The following is a 15582-nucleotide window of genomic DNA, read 5'->3' as shown; positions in this document are numbered from 1 at the left end:
GCCGAACGGCTCAGGTTACGCTCTGGACCTGCCGGCTCTGCCACCACCAGATCCAGCCGCAGAGCAACGCTACCGGAATGCCGATCACCGAGGTGCCGACGAAGAACCAGGCGAAACCGACGGCCTTGACCGCGACGCCGGAGGTCATGGCCAGCAGGTTGCCGGGCAGCGCCACCAGCGAGGTCATCAGCGCGAACTGGCTCGCCGCATAGCCGTCCGAGGTCAGCGTCGACATGTAGGTGATCAGGACGATCGAGGCGAAGGCATAGGCAAAGGCCTCGATCCCGACCGCCATCACGAAGGTCCAGTAGGCGCCGTCGTTGTGGTCCCCGTAAAGCGCGAGATAGGCGAGCGCGAGATGCGCGGCCGAGCCGAACACGGTGCCGAAGAGCAGCGTCGGCATCAGGCCGAACCGCGGGATCATCCAGCCGCCGAGGATGGTGGCGCCGAGCGCCAGCCAGAAGCCGTAAACCTTCACCACCGTGGCGATGTCGACGTCCGAATAGTGCAGCGTCACGAAGAGCGGGTTCGCCATCGCGGTGGAAACGTAGCCCGACATGCGGAATCCCGCGATCATGATCAGGATCGGGATGCCGAGCGGCCCGAGCCGGTCGAGCAGGTCCTTGATCGGCGCCCAGATCGTGGCGCCGAAATTCAGCGGCTCGCGGATCGGGTCCCTGTCGGATTTCGGTTCGGGCGCGAACCATGCTGCGATCATGCTCGGGAACATGATCGCTGCCATGACAACGTAGGCAACCTTCCAGCCGTGCTCGCCGGCCACGATGAGAGCCCCCGCCCCGGCGACGAGTGTACCCATCCGCCAGCCGATCTCAGCCCAGGAGGACATCAGCGGCAGCTCCGCCTTCGAGACCACGGCGATGCGCCAGCCATCGACGGTAATGTCCTGTGTCGCCCCGGCGACACCCAGTGCTAGGGAGAAGGCGATCGTCCACCCGAGCCAGTTGGCCGGATCTCCGAAGGCAATCCCCACGAGACCCGCCGCGACGCCAAGCTGCGCCAGCAGGATCCAGCCGCGCCGCCGCCCGAGCCAGGCGCCGATCAGCGGCGGGTCGTAGCGGTCGAGGAACGGCGCCCAGAGGAACTTGAGCTTGTAGGGAAAGGTCAGACCGAACAGCCAGCCGATCGTCTCGATCGGCACGCCCGCCCGCGTCAGCCAGACTGACTGTGTCGCGTAGATCAGCGGGAAGGCCATCCCCGAGCCAACGCCGAGGAAGAGCCCAGCCGCGATGCGGCGATCGCGAAACAACGGTTTGAGGAACGACGCGCCGCGCGCTTTGGCTTCGATGGCAGGAGCCTGCATGCGGTTCGGGCCTCGCTGTCCTTTGGCGAGACCCTGCATCGGGGATTCGGCGATGCGGTCAAGGCCCGCGATACCGTTCTCCTCCCGAGCGGGTCATCTGGGGATTCAACTAGACGCGCTCGACCGCAGTGGCCGCCGCATCGATCGCAGCCGCGACGGCATTGATCTGCTCCTCGTCCAGCGCGCCGCGCGAGAGGCGCATCCGCAGGGCCATGCGTAGGTTCTCCATGGCGCGCACGACCTGGGGAGCCGAGCTGCCGCCATGACGACGGCCGGTCTCGTCCATGCGGGCGATCAGCGCATCGAGTGTCGGACGGTGGGCATCAAGGTAGGCACGTCCTTCCTCGGTGATGGTGTGCAGCTTCTTGGCGCCCTCGCCGTCACTGACTGTCACATGCCCGAGGTCCTGCAGCATGGTCAGGGTCGGGTAGATCGTGCCGGGGCTCGGGCTGTAGGCGCCGGCGACCCGCTCCTCGATCGCCTTGATGATCTCGTAGCCGTAGCGCGGCTGCTGGCCGATGAGGTGGAGCACGACGAGGCGCAGATCGCCGTGGCCGAAGAAGCGGCCGGGAGCACCATGACGTGCATTGCCGCGATGCTGCCCGCCGCGACCGAACGGGCTGTACCCGTACTCGTCGCCACGCTCGTTGCGGGCAAAGACCCACTCGTCGCGGAGGTCGTGACCGCGGTGGTGAAAGCGTCCAAACATCTGTTATTCCGATCGTGTTTCGATATGTCGTTTATTTAGATATATCGAAACACGATCGAAGTTCAAGCGCCATGACGAATGAATTGCAAAAAGCCTGACCCGCACCGCGGATCAGGCTTTTCTGCCGTCGAGGTTGCGAGAAGCGCTGTCAGGCGGCTTCGGCCTCCGCAGCCCGCTCTTTGGCGAACTTGGTCACACCGACCTGATCGACCTTACCGGTACCTAGCATCGGTAGCCTGTCGAGGATCACCACCTCCGCCGGCACGGCGATCTCCGGCGCACCCTTCGACTTGGCGAAAGCCTGGTAAGCGGGGCGCGTCGCGCCTTTGGCCTCGGTGAACAGGATCAGCCGCTCGCCCTTGCGGGCATCGGGAACGGCGGCCACAGCGCTCGGGGCATCCGGCCAGAGTTCGGCGGCCAGCGACTCAACGGTGGCGAGCGAGACCATCTCGCCAGCGATCTTGGCGAAGCGCTTGGCGCGGCCCTTGATTGCGACGAAACCTTCCGCATCGATCGCGACGATGTCGCCGGTATCGTGCCAGCCTTGCGGAGGCTGTTCGAGCACGCCGGGTTTCTCGGCGCGGTAGTAGCCGAGCATGATGTTTGGCCCCTTCACGAAGAGCCGGCCGCCCTCGTCGATGCCAGGCACGGCCTCCAGGCGGTATTCCATCCCAGGCAGGATGCGGCCAACCGTGCCGAAGCGGTTGAACATCGGTGTATTGAGGGCGACCACGGGACCGCACTCGCTCACGCCGTAGCCTTCGAGGATGCGCAGGCCGAACTTTTCCGCCCAGGTCTTCCGGGTAGATTCCTTCACCTTCTCGGCACCAGCCACAACGTAGCGCAGCGAGCGCAGATCGTACGGGTGCGCGGCCTTGGCGTAGCCGGCGAGGAAGGTGTCCGTCCCGAACAGCACTGTGGAGTTGGTGCCGTAGATCAGCTCAGGCACGATCCGGTAGTGCAGCGGCGATGGGTAGAGATAGACCGGTACACCCGAGACCAGCGGGAGCACGAGGCCGGCCGTAAGGCCGAAGGCGTGGAAGACAGGCAGAGCGTTGAACACCTTGTCCTGGCGTCCGAAATCGATGCGCGCGGCGGCCTGGGCGGTATTCGCCAGCATGTTGCGATGAGCGAGCACCACGCCCTTCGGCGTGCCCTCGGAGCCGGAGGTGAACAGAACGGCGACGGGATCGTCGCCCCTACGCTTCACTAATGACTTGCGGGGTGCCAGCAGGCCCTTGAGCTTGTCGCCCTTGGTCACGGTGGCGCGCAGGTCCTCCAGATAGACAAGCCGCACCTTGCCTTCGAGGCCCTCGATCAGGCCGCCGAGACGGCCCTTCTCGATGAAGGCGCGTGAGGTGAGGATGGTCTCGACCTCAGCCGCCTTGCAGGCCGAGAGTACGTTGGCGGCACCGGCCGAGAAGTTGATCATCGCCGGGATCCGGCCCGCGCTTGCCAGGGCGAAAAAGGTGACGGCGGCGCCGTTCGCGTTGGGCAGCATCAGCCCGATCGTCTTACCCTCAGGGGCCAGCGGCATGAGCTTGCGGCCGAGGATGTTGGCGCCCATCACGAGGCGCGAATAGGTCATCGCGCCGGTGACCGGGTCCTCGAGGGCGATGCGGCCCCAGCCGTGGCGCTCGCCGGCCTCGATCAACGCGGACATCACGCTGCGGTCGATGTCCGTCGTATCGAAGACGAGATCCGACATGATGTCGTAGAGGGCGGCGCCCGCCGCGCGCCGACGGTTCCTGCCCTTCAGTTCCGGATCGATCTCGAGCTTCACCGGCTCCATGATCGTCACGGTCACCTTGGGCCACCAGCGGCGGCGGACCTGGCTGCGCGAGAGGCGCGAGAACGCGGTCTGTTCGAGCCCCTCGATCTTTACCGGCACGATCATCGCACCGGACTTGTCGGCGATCAGGCCAGCACCGTCATAGACCTTCATCAGGCTGCCGGTGACAGTGAGGCGCCCCTCGGGAAAGATGATCAGCGTCTCGCCGTCCTTCACCGCGTTGATCAGCGAACGGGTTGCGAGGGGCCGTGTCGGGTCGAGCGGCATCGCCTTGGTGATCTTGAGGAAGGGCTTCACCCACCAGCGCTGCGCGATGCCGTGGTCGATGGCGAAGACTGGTTCGGTATCGAGCAGCGACAGGGCGAGCGGCGCGTCGAGAAAGGAGACATGGTTGAGCGCGATGATCGCGTTCGGGCCAGCCTTCTCGACGTTCTCAAGCCCCTTGACCTTGAGGCGGTAGAAGGCGCGGAACAGGATGGAGAGGAAGTCGCGGAACGGGCTCGTCGGCATGATCTTGAAGACGATCACGCCCACGACGAGGTTAAGCACCGCGACTAGGGCTAGGAGCTGAGCCATCGACAGCCCGGCGGCCTGAAGCCCGGCCAGAGCCAGGGTGCCGCCGACCATGAAGGCGGCGGTCAGCACGTTGACCGCGCCGATCACACGCGCGCGCTTCTCCTTCGGCGTCCAGGCTTGCACGGCGGCGAAGGACGGCACAATGTAGAGGCCGCCCGCGATGGCGAGCCCGGCGAAATCGACCACGAGGCGGATGCCCGTGCCACTGCCGACGAAGGCGAGCGCGCCGATTGGCTCACCGGCAGCGGGCACGGCATGAGAGACTGTCCAAGCGAGGTCGAGGCCGAACAGACCCATCAGGATCGCGCCGACAGGAGTCGGCAGCAGGACGATACGGCCGCTGGCGAGCCAGGAGGCGAGACCTGAACCGGCCGCGATACCGATGGAAAACACGGCAAGCAGCGTCGTTGCGACGATCTCGGTGCCATTGAGGGTCTGGCGCACCAGCACCGGCAGCAGCGAGAGCACCACGACGCCAACGAGCCAGAACCAGCTCACGATCACCGAGCCGCGCCACAGCCGCGTATCGGCCCAGAGGTCGCGCAGCAACTCGACGGTGGAGCGGGCGACGTTGGCATCGACCTTGAGGTTGGGATCGCCCTCTCCCGTCCGCGGGATCTGGCGAGCGGCGAGCCAGCAAAGGACCGCGAAGGTCATCAGGCCGGCACCGAGGCCGAGGGCATGGCCGCCCATCGCCATGGCAAGGCCGGCGGTGATGGTGCCGAGCAGAATCGCGAGAAAGGTCGCAGCTTCCACCAGCGCGTTGCCGGCGGTGAGTTCCTCGCGCTTCAGATGATCGGGCAGGATGCCATACTTGATCGGGCCGAACAGCGCGGCGATCACTCCAAAGGAGCCGAGCGCGGCGAAGAGCAGCGGCACCGATTGCAGCCAGAAGCCGAGCACCGAGAGCATGGCAGCAAAAATCTCGGCGAACTTCAGACGCTTGGCGAGAACTGCCTTGTCGTAGCGGTCTGCGAGCTGCCCACCGAGGCCCGACAGAATGAAGAACGGGCCGATAAAAACGGCGCTTGCCAGCGTCACCAGCACGCCGCCATGACCGGCATCCGCGCCGCCTTCGCCGACTTTGAACAGGATCAGCAGTGCCAGGGCGTTCTTGAGAAAGTTGTCGTTGAAGGCCGAGAAGAACTGGCACCAGAACAGCGGGGCGAAGCGCCGCGTCGTCATCAGGGAAGCGAACATGGACCTCTCTCCCGGCTGGTTCATGACTGCCCGGCGATAGCTTGGGCGTCAAATCCAGCCATCTGACCTCCCGGCGACCCGAGCCATCAGATAGTTTGCACGACGTTCAAGATATTTAGTCGGAGGTAGGGCGCAACATCGATTTTGCACACCGTGCAACAGCGATAAGCCATGACGTGTGGGGGCACACGCGGATCCGCATTAGAACAACGATGCGTGCGATATCCTAACGTTCTGTTGTAACGCGATATTTGGCGTTCGGGAGGCGATGTGACCAGGGGCAAGGGGACCGCAGGGCCGCGGGGCAAACACGACCGTGAGGGTTTCACCGAGATGGTCGCCCAGGCGGCCGAGAGCCTCGTGCGCAACGAGGGCTTTCGCGGGCTCGGAATGAGACGACTCGCCGCCGCGATCGGCTACGCGCCGAACTCAATTTACAACGCGGTCGGCGACCTCGATCAGGTTATCCTACGGATCAATGCGCGTACCTTTCAGCGCCTGTACGCGACGCTGCAGAAGGCGATCGACCCGCAAAAGCCCGCAGGTGACAACGCCCTGGCGCTCGCCGACGCCTATCTTGTCTTCGTCGCCGCGGACCCACGGGTATGGAGCCTCGTCTTCGAGCACGTTGCTGCACCAGACGTGCCGTTTCCCGACTGGTATTCCGAAGCCTTGGCGGAGGCGGTCGGCCTCGTCGACCAAGTGCTGACGCCCCTGCTGCCCGATTCCATAGAACGGCGACAGGCCGTGGCAACACTCTGGGCCGGCCTGCACGGCCTCGCCTCGCTCTCGACCTCCAACAAGCTCGGGGTGTTGGTTCCGGACTCGCCGCGTGTGCTGGCGCGAATGCTGGTGGGCCGGTTTCTTGGAGATGCCCAAGCAGCGACGTAGCTGGACAGACGCGGCTTGGCTGCCTCGATCACCATGCGCCTCCGCATCGAGAGGCTCCGGATTGCGAAAGCTAAACCGCGTCGACCGCCTGCGCCTGCCGGTACTCATTGCCGTGCGCGCAATAGCCCTCGACGATCCGCGCCATCATCGTGCGCTTGGCAGCGTCGAGCGGCGCGAGGATGCGAGCCGGGCGGCCGCCCCAGAGGTATCCACTGTCGAGGAGTTGACCTGGATCAGTTGTGGCACCTCCGGCAAGCATTACGTCGTCGGCGATAACAGTGCCGGGAGCGATCACGCTGCCGATCCCGATGAGGCTGCGCGCGCCGATCCGGCAATCTGCCATGCGGACGTTGTGGGCGATCGTGGTGTCGCGGCCGATCACGACGCCCTCGCCGCGGGTGCGAATGACCGTGTTGTCCTGGATGTTGGTGTCCGCCCCGACCACGATTGGTCCAACTTCGGCGCTGAGCGCGCAGGAGAACAGTACGCTCGACCCAGCCCCGAGCATGATCCGGCCCGAGAGCCGCGCGGTACGCGCAACGAACACCGTCTCGTCCGTTTCGGGCGCATCGCCCTGTGCGGGTGCTGGAGCAGCGGCGGCGGCTTCGCGCAGACGCTCGGCGCGTTCAGCCAGGTCTTCGCCAGTGATCGGGCGCTGCTTCTTAGCGGGGCTGCCGGCGTAGACGTGGCCCGCCTCTAGACGCGAGCGCGGGAAGACCGTTGCGCCGGCCTCGATCAACACCCTATCGCCCACCACCGAGCCGTCCAGCACGATGACGTCGTCCTCAATCACCACGTCAGAGCCGACCGTGCAGGCATGCACCACAGCGTTCCGGCCGACGGTGACACGGTCGCCGATGACCGTAGGATGGGTCTCGGTCGCGATGTGGACCGTCGAACGGCTGCCGAGCCAGAAGCGGTCTCCAATGGTGACGGTCTGGCCATCAGCCCGGATCACGCTGTCGTCGCCGAGCCAAGCCTGCGCGCCGATTGTCGCCACACCGATCGCGGTGCTGCCCGTACCGCACCAGACCGGCCGCGTGGAAAACACCGGCAGCACGCCGTCGTAGGGGAGGATCAGGTCAGGAGTCACGCAAGCGTCCTCAGCGGAAGCAGACGCGCAATGGCGCCCGAGGCCGAGCAGGGACATATAGGCGCATGAGCGGCAGGGTAAGCCGTGCCTTTCGTTTCGAGGAGCCCATGAGCCGCGTCAGCATCCAGCCCGAGCCGTTCGACGTGGCCGCGGAACTCGCGCGGATCGAGGCCGAGTTGCGGGGCCGCGCCGGAGCGGTGGTAAGCTTCACTGGCCTATGCCGCGATGAGGATGGCCGGCTCGATGCACTCGAACTGGAGCATTATCCCGGCATGGCCGAGGCCGAGATCGAGCGGGTCATCGCCGAGGCCACTGAGCGTTGGCCAATCCAGGCATCCCGGGTGGTCCACCGCCACGGGCTGATACGGCCGGGCGAAGGCATCGTTCTTGTCGTCACGGCCTCGGCTCATCGCCGCGCGGCTTTCGAGGCTGCGAGTTTCTTGATGGACTACCTGAAGGCACGCGCCCCGTTCTGGAAGCGCGAGCATCTCGCAGACGGCACGACGGGGGGCTGGGTCGAGGCGACGGAGGCGGATGCGAAGGCTGCCCAGAGCTGGGCATAGCAATCGGCAGGCGGCAATGGACGCCGCCTGATTTTCCGTCCATGCCGCAGGCACCGGCGCCGCCGGCCGGAGGATGCGCATGGCGAACCACAATAACGAGACCGCCACCGCCGAACCGGCCGTCCGCCCGCGTGGCACGCGCTCGCTCGTCGGCGCCGGCCTTGCCGTGGTGGCCGTCATTGCCGCGCTGGCCCTCGCCTGGACGGCCTCTGCGACGCTCTTGCTGATCTTCGCCGGCATTCTGCTCGGCGTGTTTCTCGATGGGCTGACGCGTGGCCTCGGCCATGTGGTGCCGCTTCCGCGGGCCGTGCGGCTGACCGTCGTCAGCGTCGCCGTCGCCGGCCTCCTCCTCGGGATGAGCGCTTTCGGGGGCGCGACAATTGCCCAGCAAGCCCGCGATCTCGGCCAGACCATCCAGAGCCAGTCGGGCACGGTTCGCGACTGGCTGAAGGATCACGGCGTCGATATCGGCAAGCTCGAAACTTTGCAGGAGACCGGGGAGGCCGGGCAGGCCAAGTCGGGCGGCTATGAGGAGCAGAAGGGCGGCCTCGACAGCATCGCCTCGGGCGTGCTCAAGAGCCCGGGCTCTCTCCTCTCCGGCGCGCGTAACGTGCTCGGACCGGCAGCGGCCGTGCTGCTCGAACTGTTCAATGCCCTGGGAAATGTTCTTGTAATCGTCTTCCTCGGTCTCTCGGTAGCCGCCGATCCCAGCGCCTACCGCAACGGCGCCGTGCGCTTCCTGCCGCCGCGTCACCGCGAGCGCGGCGGAGAAGTGCTCGACGGCATGGGCGACACCCTGCGGCACTGGCTGTTCGGCCAGCTCATCACAATGGCCGTGATCTTCCTCTGCACCTGGGCCGGCCTGGCCTTCCTCGGCATCGGTGGCTCGCTGATCCTTGGCCTGCAGGCGGGGCTTCTCGCCTTCATCCCGACGATCGGCCCGCTGGTGGCGGGCGCGATCATCCTGCTGGCAAGCCTCGCCTCAGGCTTCAACGCGCTGCTCGGAGCGCTCGGCGTCTATCTCGTGGTGCAGACGCTGGAGAGCTACGGACTCACGCCCTTCATTCAGAAGCGCGCGCTGGACATCCCGCCGGCCACGATTTTCGCCGGACAGCTCCTACTCGGCGTTCTATTCGGGCTTTGGGGCATCGCACTGGCTCTGCCCCTGATGGCAGTGATCAAGGTACTGCTCGAGCAGCTCTACATCGAGGAGACGCTAGGGGAGCAGCCGGAAATGTGAGGGCCGCGCTCGTCTCAGCGCGGTCCATTCCGCGTCATCCCCCCTCCCCACGTGCGGGGCGACGGAATGACGAACCTCACACAGCCTGCTGCAGCGGCACCACGTTGTGCAGCGTTTTGTCCGCCGCATCGAAGAAGCGGCGCACGTTACGAGCCGCCTGACGGATGCGCTGTTCGTTCTCGACGAGCGCGATGCGTACGAAATCGTCGCCGTGCTCGCCGAAGCCGATGCCCGGTGCAACCGCGACGTCCGACTTCTCAAGGAGCAGCTTCGAAAAGCCGAGGCTGCCCATCGGCTTGAACTTCTCCGGGATCGGAACCCAGGCAAACATCGACGCCTGGGGCGGAGGAATCACCCAGCCGGCCTTACCGAAGGACTCGACCATCACGTCGCGCCGCTTCTTGTAGACAGCGCGCATCTCCTTGATGCAGTCGTCCGGCCCGTTGATCGCGGCAGTGGCGGCAACCTGGATCGGCGTGAAGGCGCCGTAGTCGAGATAGGACTTCACCCGGGTCAGCGCGGCGAGCAGCCGCTCGTTGCCGACCGCGAAGCCCATGCGCCAGCCGGCCATCGAATAGGTCTTCGACAGCGAGGTGAACTCCACCGTCACGTCGATGGCGCCAGGCACCTGCAGCACCGAGGGTGGCGGGTTGTTGTCGTCGAAATAGACCTCGGCATAGGCGAGGTCGGAGAGCAGGATGATCTCGTGCTTCTTCGCGAAGGCGACGAGGTCCGTGTAGAAATCCAGGCTCGCGACGTAGGAGGTCGGGTTCGACGGGTAGCAGACGACCAGAGCCACGGGCTTCGGGATCGAGTGCAGCATCGCCCGTTCCAGGATCGAGAACATCGCGGGCGTTGGCTCAGCCGGCACCGAGCGGACCACGCCGCCTGCCATCAGGAAGCCAAAGGCATGGATCGGGTAGCTCGGGTTCGGCACGATCACCACGTCGCCCGGCGCGGTGATCGCCTGCGCCATGTTCGCGAAGCCCTCCTTGGAGCCCAACGTCGCCACGACCTGCGTGTCGGGGTTCAGGCTCACGCCGAAGCGGCGCTGATAGTAGCCGGCCTGGGCGCGGCGCAGACCGGCGATGCCCTTGGAGGCTGAATAGCGGTCGGTGCGCGGACGGCCAGCCGTCTCGATGAGCTTGGCGATCACGTGCTTGGGGGCATCGAGGTCCGGGTTGCCCATGCCGAGATCGATGATGTCGGCGCCACGGGCTCGGGCGGCGGCCTTGATCCGGTTGACCTGCTCGAAGACGTAGGGCGGGAGGCGCTTGATGCGGTGAAAATCGGTCATGGCGTTCTTGGCGTCCAGAGCACGCGGGTCATCGACAGTGAGCCCGTTCATCGCGCAGGGCGATGAACCTTCCCTCTAGCACTTTCGGCAGCGAACGCCGACCCCTAAGCGGCCGTCGCTTCGCTCGACGTCGAGCCTGTGTCGTCGAGGCCGCCAGCTACTCCGCAGGTGGCACGGCCGGCTTGAGGCCCTTCGCGATCCCTTTGCCCGCGCCTTCCGCGATCTTGCCGCGGGCCTCGTTACGCGTGCGCGCCGCTTCGAGATCCGCCTCGAGGGATTTCTGGGCCGTCGAATTGCGGGCACGGATCGCGGGCTTGGCCGCATCCTGCCCGATCGGCATATAGGTGCTGTCCCTGCGGCGCGACGTCTCGACGAAGTCCGGCGTCTCGACGGCTTTCGGCCCGTAGCCGGCGCCGACCATGGCGGCCTTCATCGGATTGACGTCGCTGGAGCATGCCGCTGCGCTCAAGGCGACGAGCAGGACGGCAGCAAGACCTGGTAGTCTGGACGAAAGCATGGGGTACGCGATCTGGACAATGCCTGGCGGACTGACGACATGTTCGGGTGAAGCGCTAATTTGTCCGAAACGAGGCCCACCGTCGCGCGGTTGACGTGAGAGTACGGGAGAGAGCCGGTCAGGGAGGATCAAACGCGTGTCGGACGTTCCGAAGCCGGCGGCACCGGATCTCGAGGCGATCTCGCGCAATGCGGCGGCGCTGGCCGAGGGTTTCGGACGCATGTCCGCGAGCTATCTCGCCCCCCTCGACGTCAAGCCGAACGGGCGCGGCGGGCCGGCCGACGAGATGGGCGAGATGACCCGGACGCTTACCAAGGTCGCCGAGACCTGGATGAGCGACCCGCAGCGGGCCATGCAGGCGCAGGCGCAGCTCGGCCAAGCCTTCATGTCCTTGTGGAACTCGACCTGGAACCGGATGCAGGGCGTTGACGCCGAGCCGGCCATCGCCACTGACCCGAAGGACAAGCGCTTTGCCGACCCGGAATGGTCGACAAACCCGATCTTCGACCTGATCAAGCAGAGCTACCTGATCACGGCGCGATGGGCCGAAGGCCTCGTCGAGAACGCCGAGGGAATCGACGCGCATACCCGTCACAAGGCGGAGTTCTACCTACGCCAACTGCTCGCCGCCTACTCGCCCTCCAACTTCGTGATGACCAATCCTGAGTTGCTGCGACACACGCTCGCCGAGAATGGCGAGAACCTCGTGCGCGGTCTCAAGATGCTGGAGGAGGATCTCCAGGCCGGCGGCGGCGAATTGCGCGTGCGCCAGACCGACGTCACCGCCTTTAAGTTCGGCGAGGACGTCGCGGTGACGCCTGGCGAGGTGGTCTACCGCAACGATCTGATGGAGCTGATCCAGTACGCGCCCAAGACCGAGACGGTGCTAAAGCGCCCGTTCCTGATCGTGCCGCCCTGGATCAACAAGTTCTACATCCTCGACCTCAACCCAGCCAAAAGCTTCATCGGTTGGATGGTCAGCCAAGGGCTGACGGTCTTCGTGATCTCCTGGGTGAACCCGGACGAGCGCCACCGCGACAAGGACTTCGAATCCTACATGCGCGAGGGCATCGAGACGGCGATCGACCAGATCGGCGTCGCAACCGGCGAGAACGAAGTCTCGGCGGCAGGCTACTGCGTCGGCGGCACGCTCCTCGCCGTGACGCTGGCGATGCAGGCGGCCACCGGCAACACCCGCATCAAGAGCGCGACCTTCCTGACGACGCAGGTCGACTTCACCCATGCCGGCGACCTCAAGGTCTTCGCTGACGAGGAGCAGATCAAGGTCATCGAGGAGCGCATGAAGGAGCGCGGCTACCTCGACGGCTCGCGCATGGCGAGCGCCTTCAACATGCTCAGGCCGAGCGATCTGATCTGGTCTTACGTGGTCAACAACTACGTGAAGGGGAAGGCACCGCTGCCCTTCGACCTGCTCTACTGGAACGCCGATTCCACGCGCATGCCCGAGGCGAACCACTCGTTCTACCTGCGCAACTGCTACCTCAAGAACAATCTGGCCAAGGGCAAGATGGTGCTCGGCAACGTCAAGCTCGACCTGAAGAAGGTGAAGGTGCCGATCTTCAACCTCGCCACTCGCGAGGATCACATCGCGCCGGCGCTCTCGGTGTTCGAGGGCTCCTCGAAATTCGGCGGTCCGATCGACTTTGTACTGGCCGGGTCTGGTCACATCGCCGGCGTCGTCAATCCGCCGGGCAAGAAGGCGAAGTACGGATTCCGCATCGGTGGTCCGGCCAAGGGCCGGTTCGAGGATTGGGTCCAGGCCGCGACCGAGCATGAGGGCTCGTGGTGGCCCTACTGGTTCTCCTGGCTCGAGGCCCAGGCGCCCGAGCGCGTCCCGGCCCGCGTGCCGGGCGAAGGCGCTTTGCCCTCCCTCGGCCCGGCTCCGGGGACCTATGTGCGGATGAAGTGCTGAGAGTGCTTGGCAGCAGTCCTATTTCAGTCGATTGAAGCGCTCTTCCCAGACGCAGGACGACGCGTTTTGGCTTCGCCAGACGACCCACATGCCGAACCGACGGCTTCATGTGCGCCAGCACACGTCTATAGATTGCGCGCAATCTATATTCATCTCAGGAAGGGGCGTCGGCCGCATAGAATTCAATCGGCAACCGCATCATCTTCCAACTGAACCGACAAGGAGCACCCGATGAGCGTCGACGTGAAATACCGGACCTCGGCCACGGCAACTGGTGGCCGCGACGGCAGCGCGAAGACCGACGACGGGGGCTTCCAGGTGAAGCTCTCGACGCCGAAGGAACTCGGCGGCGCGGGCGGCGACGGCGCCAATCCGGAGCAGCTCTTCGCTTCCGGCTATGCGGCCTGCTTTCTCGGCGCATTGAAGGTCGCCGGCGCCCAGGCCAAGGTGAAGATCCCGGCCGAGACGACCGTGAACGCCAAGGTCGGCATCGGCCCGCGCTCGGAAGGCGGCTTCGGCATCACCGCCGACCTTACCGTGACGCTGCCGGGTGTCGATAAGGCAGAAGCGCAGAAGCTCGTCGAAGCCGCGCACCAGATCTGCCCGTACTCAAACGCTACTCGCGGCAACGTCGACGTAGGCCTGACAGTCGCCTGAGCGCGTCCACTTCCCTTTGCGAGAGGGACGAGGAGTGGGGGTTCAGGATCGAGCGTTGCGGTGCCTCCTGAACCGCCACCCCCAATTCCTCCCGCAGGGGACAGCAGGGTCTGCCGTAGGAAGGTCTTAGGTCGTGCTCTTCTTCTGTCGGCGGGTCGGGTGAGTCATCGCCTCCAACTCCAGCAATTGGTTGAGCTGGACTTCGGTCAGTAGCCTCTCCTCCAGCACAAGGTCGGCGACAGAACGGTTCTCCTTGAGCGCGCGCTGGGCGATGCGCGAGCTCGCCTCGTAGCCCAGCGTCGGTGCGAGCGCCGTCACGAGGCCGATGGAGCCCTGAACGAGCGCTCGGCATCGCTCCCGGTCCGCCTCGATGCCCTCGACGCAGCGCTTCGTCAGCGTCTCGATCGCTGCCGTCAGCATGCGGATCGAGGAGAGCACGCAATAGCCGATCGTCGGCTCGAAAGCGTTGAGCTGGAGCTGTCCGCCCTCAGCGCAGAGGGTCACAGTGAGATCCTGCCCGATCACCATGTAGGCGACCTGGTTCACGACCTCAGGAATCACCGGATTGACCTTGCCCGGCATGATCGAGGAACCGGCCTGGACGGTGGGCAGCCGAATCTCGCCGAAGCCTGTGCGCGGACCGGACGAGAGCAGCCGCAGGTCGTTGCAGATCTTCGAGAGCTTCACGGCGACACGCTTGAGCACGCCGGAGAACAGCACGAAGGCGCCGAGATCCGAGGTCGCCTCGATCAGGTTTCCAGCGAGCACCATTGGCTGTCCCGAGACCCGCGACAGCTCTTCCACAGCCAGCGCCGCGTAGCGCGGATCGGCGTTGATGCCGGTACCGATGGCCGTGGCACCGAGATTGACCTCGCGGAACAGCGCACTGGTCTCGGTGAGCCGGCCGACATCCTCCTTGATGGTGGCGTGGAAGCCGTCGAATTCCTGCCCAAGCGTCATCGGCACGGCGTCCTGGAGCTGGGTACGGCCCATCTTGAGCACGTCGGCAAATTCCACGGCCTTGCCCTTGAACGCATAGGCCAGGTCGTCGAGCGCTCGTGTCAGGGGTTGCGTCGCGATGATCACGGCCAGCCGCAGGGCCGTTGGATAGGCATCGTTGGTCGACTGGGCCATGTTGACGTCGTCGTTCGGATGCAGCTTGCCGTAGGCGCCCGGCGCGTGGCCCATCAGGCCGAGCGCGACGTTGGCGATCACCTCGTTGGTGTTCATGTTGGTCGAGGTGCCTGCCCCGCCCTGGATCGCATCGACCACGAAGGCCTCGGCATAGGCCCTGTCGGTGGCAACGAGGGTGCAGGCTCGGTCGATGGCATCGGCCTTGGCCGGATCGAGATAGCCGAGCCGCTTGTTGGCGCGCGCCGCTGCCTGCTTCACCAGGGCCAATGCCCGCACGAACTCCGGAAAATGGCCGACCGGCACGCCGGTGATTGGGAAGTTCGTGACAGCACGCTTGGTGTGAATGCCCCACAGCGCTTTCGCCGGCACCTCGTCGTAACCGAGCAGGTCATGCTCGATGCGGGTCTCAGCCGTCTCCATGTCGACAGTGCGAACCGTCGCGACGGCGATGTCGTCGGAAGTGGTCCTGTCGTCGACGGGAGCCGTCCTGCCCGTTTTGCCCTTGGCTGCTACCTTCGCCTTGGTCATCGCCGGCCTCCGTCCGTCGTCGAAGACGGAAGGCTAGGCTGAGTCATACGGATGCACGAGCATTTTGTCCGGGCAGCCGCCGCGCTCGCGAAAGCATGATCACGGCTGCAGTCGGCCCAGCACCAGTGCCT

12 protein-coding genes are annotated in these 15582 nt (G+C 65.5%); 5 read left to right on the top strand and 7 right to left on the bottom strand.

What is annotated here, in order from left to right; translation table 11 throughout:
• Positions 1-10 precede the first annotated feature (10 nt).
• The 3 genes from MGN01_RS00245 to MGN01_RS00235 form a co-directional block, all read right to left on the bottom strand.
• On the bottom strand, positions 11-1321 hold the full coding sequence (locus MGN01_RS00245) for an AmpG family muropeptide MFS transporter (RefSeq protein WP_147044564.1): 1311 nt from the start codon (positions 1319-1321) through the stop codon (positions 11-13).
• Between the two features lie 109 nt (positions 1322-1430).
• Positions 1431-2030: a PadR family transcriptional regulator gene (locus MGN01_RS00240; RefSeq protein ID WP_147044563.1), complete on the bottom strand. Its 600-nt coding sequence runs from the start codon at positions 2028-2030 to the stop codon at positions 1431-1433.
• Between the two features lie 148 nt (positions 2031-2178).
• Complete coding sequence (locus MGN01_RS00235) at positions 2179-5598, bottom strand: acyl-[ACP]--phospholipid O-acyltransferase (protein ID WP_147044562.1); 3420 nt, start codon at positions 5596-5598, stop codon at positions 2179-2181.
• Between the two features lie 333 nt (positions 5599-5931).
• Here MGN01_RS00235 and MGN01_RS00230 point away from each other — a divergent pair, with 333 nt between their 5' ends.
• On the top strand, positions 5932-6489 hold the full coding sequence (locus MGN01_RS00230; protein ID WP_147044863.1) for a TetR/AcrR family transcriptional regulator: 558 nt from the start codon (positions 5932-5934) through the stop codon (positions 6487-6489).
• Positions 6490-6559: 70 nt separating this feature from the next.
• Here the strand turns inward: MGN01_RS00230 and MGN01_RS00225 are convergent, their stop codons facing one another.
• Entirely contained in the window at positions 6560-7582 is a 1023-nt protein-coding gene (locus tag MGN01_RS00225; protein WP_147044561.1) for a gamma carbonic anhydrase family protein, read from the bottom strand.
• 107 nt (positions 7583-7689) lie between these two features.
• Between MGN01_RS00225 and MGN01_RS00220 the strand changes: the two genes are divergently transcribed.
• On the top strand, positions 7690-8145 hold the full coding sequence (locus MGN01_RS00220) for a molybdenum cofactor biosynthesis protein MoaE (protein WP_147044560.1): 456 nt from the start codon (positions 7690-7692) through the stop codon (positions 8143-8145).
• 79 nt (positions 8146-8224) lie between these two features.
• The gene (locus tag MGN01_RS00215) at positions 8225-9385 is read left to right on the top strand and encodes an AI-2E family transporter (RefSeq protein WP_147044559.1); all 1161 of its coding nucleotides are present in this window, start codon (positions 8225-8227) and stop codon (positions 9383-9385) included.
• A gap of 76 nt (positions 9386-9461) precedes the next feature.
• On the opposite strand, the gene MGN01_RS00210 is transcribed toward MGN01_RS00215, so the two are convergent.
• Positions 9462-10682 (bottom strand): LL-diaminopimelate aminotransferase, encoded by a 1221-nt coding sequence (locus MGN01_RS00210; protein ID WP_147044558.1) that lies wholly within the window; start codon positions 10680-10682, stop codon positions 9462-9464.
• Between the two features lie 157 nt (positions 10683-10839).
• On the bottom strand, positions 10840-11199 hold the full coding sequence (locus MGN01_RS00205; RefSeq protein WP_147044557.1) for a hypothetical protein: 360 nt from the start codon (positions 11197-11199) through the stop codon (positions 10840-10842).
• A 136-nt stretch (positions 11200-11335) separates the two neighbouring features.
• Between MGN01_RS00205 and MGN01_RS00200 the strand changes: the two genes are divergently transcribed.
• On the top strand, positions 11336-13132 hold the full coding sequence (locus MGN01_RS00200) for a PHA/PHB synthase family protein (RefSeq protein WP_238257689.1): 1797 nt from the start codon (positions 11336-11338) through the stop codon (positions 13130-13132).
• Positions 13133-13363: 231 nt separating this feature from the next.
• Positions 13364-13789: an organic hydroperoxide resistance protein gene (locus tag MGN01_RS00195; RefSeq protein WP_147044556.1), complete on the top strand. Its 426-nt coding sequence runs from the start codon at positions 13364-13366 to the stop codon at positions 13787-13789.
• Positions 13790-13915: 126 nt separating this feature from the next.
• Here MGN01_RS00195 and MGN01_RS00190 read toward each other — a convergent pair whose 3' ends face one another.
• Complete coding sequence (locus tag MGN01_RS00190) at positions 13916-15451, bottom strand: aspartate ammonia-lyase (RefSeq protein WP_238257747.1); 1536 nt, start codon at positions 15449-15451, stop codon at positions 13916-13918.
• Positions 15452-15582 lie beyond the last annotated feature (131 nt).

Origin of the sequence: Methylobacterium gnaphalii, assembly GCF_007992215.1 — a bacterium.
GTDB classification, from domain to species: Bacteria; Pseudomonadota; Alphaproteobacteria; order Rhizobiales; family Beijerinckiaceae; genus Methylobacterium; species Methylobacterium gnaphalii.
Note: the sequence above shows the minus strand (reverse complement) of the source record. Positions and strands in the feature narration are given on the sequence as shown.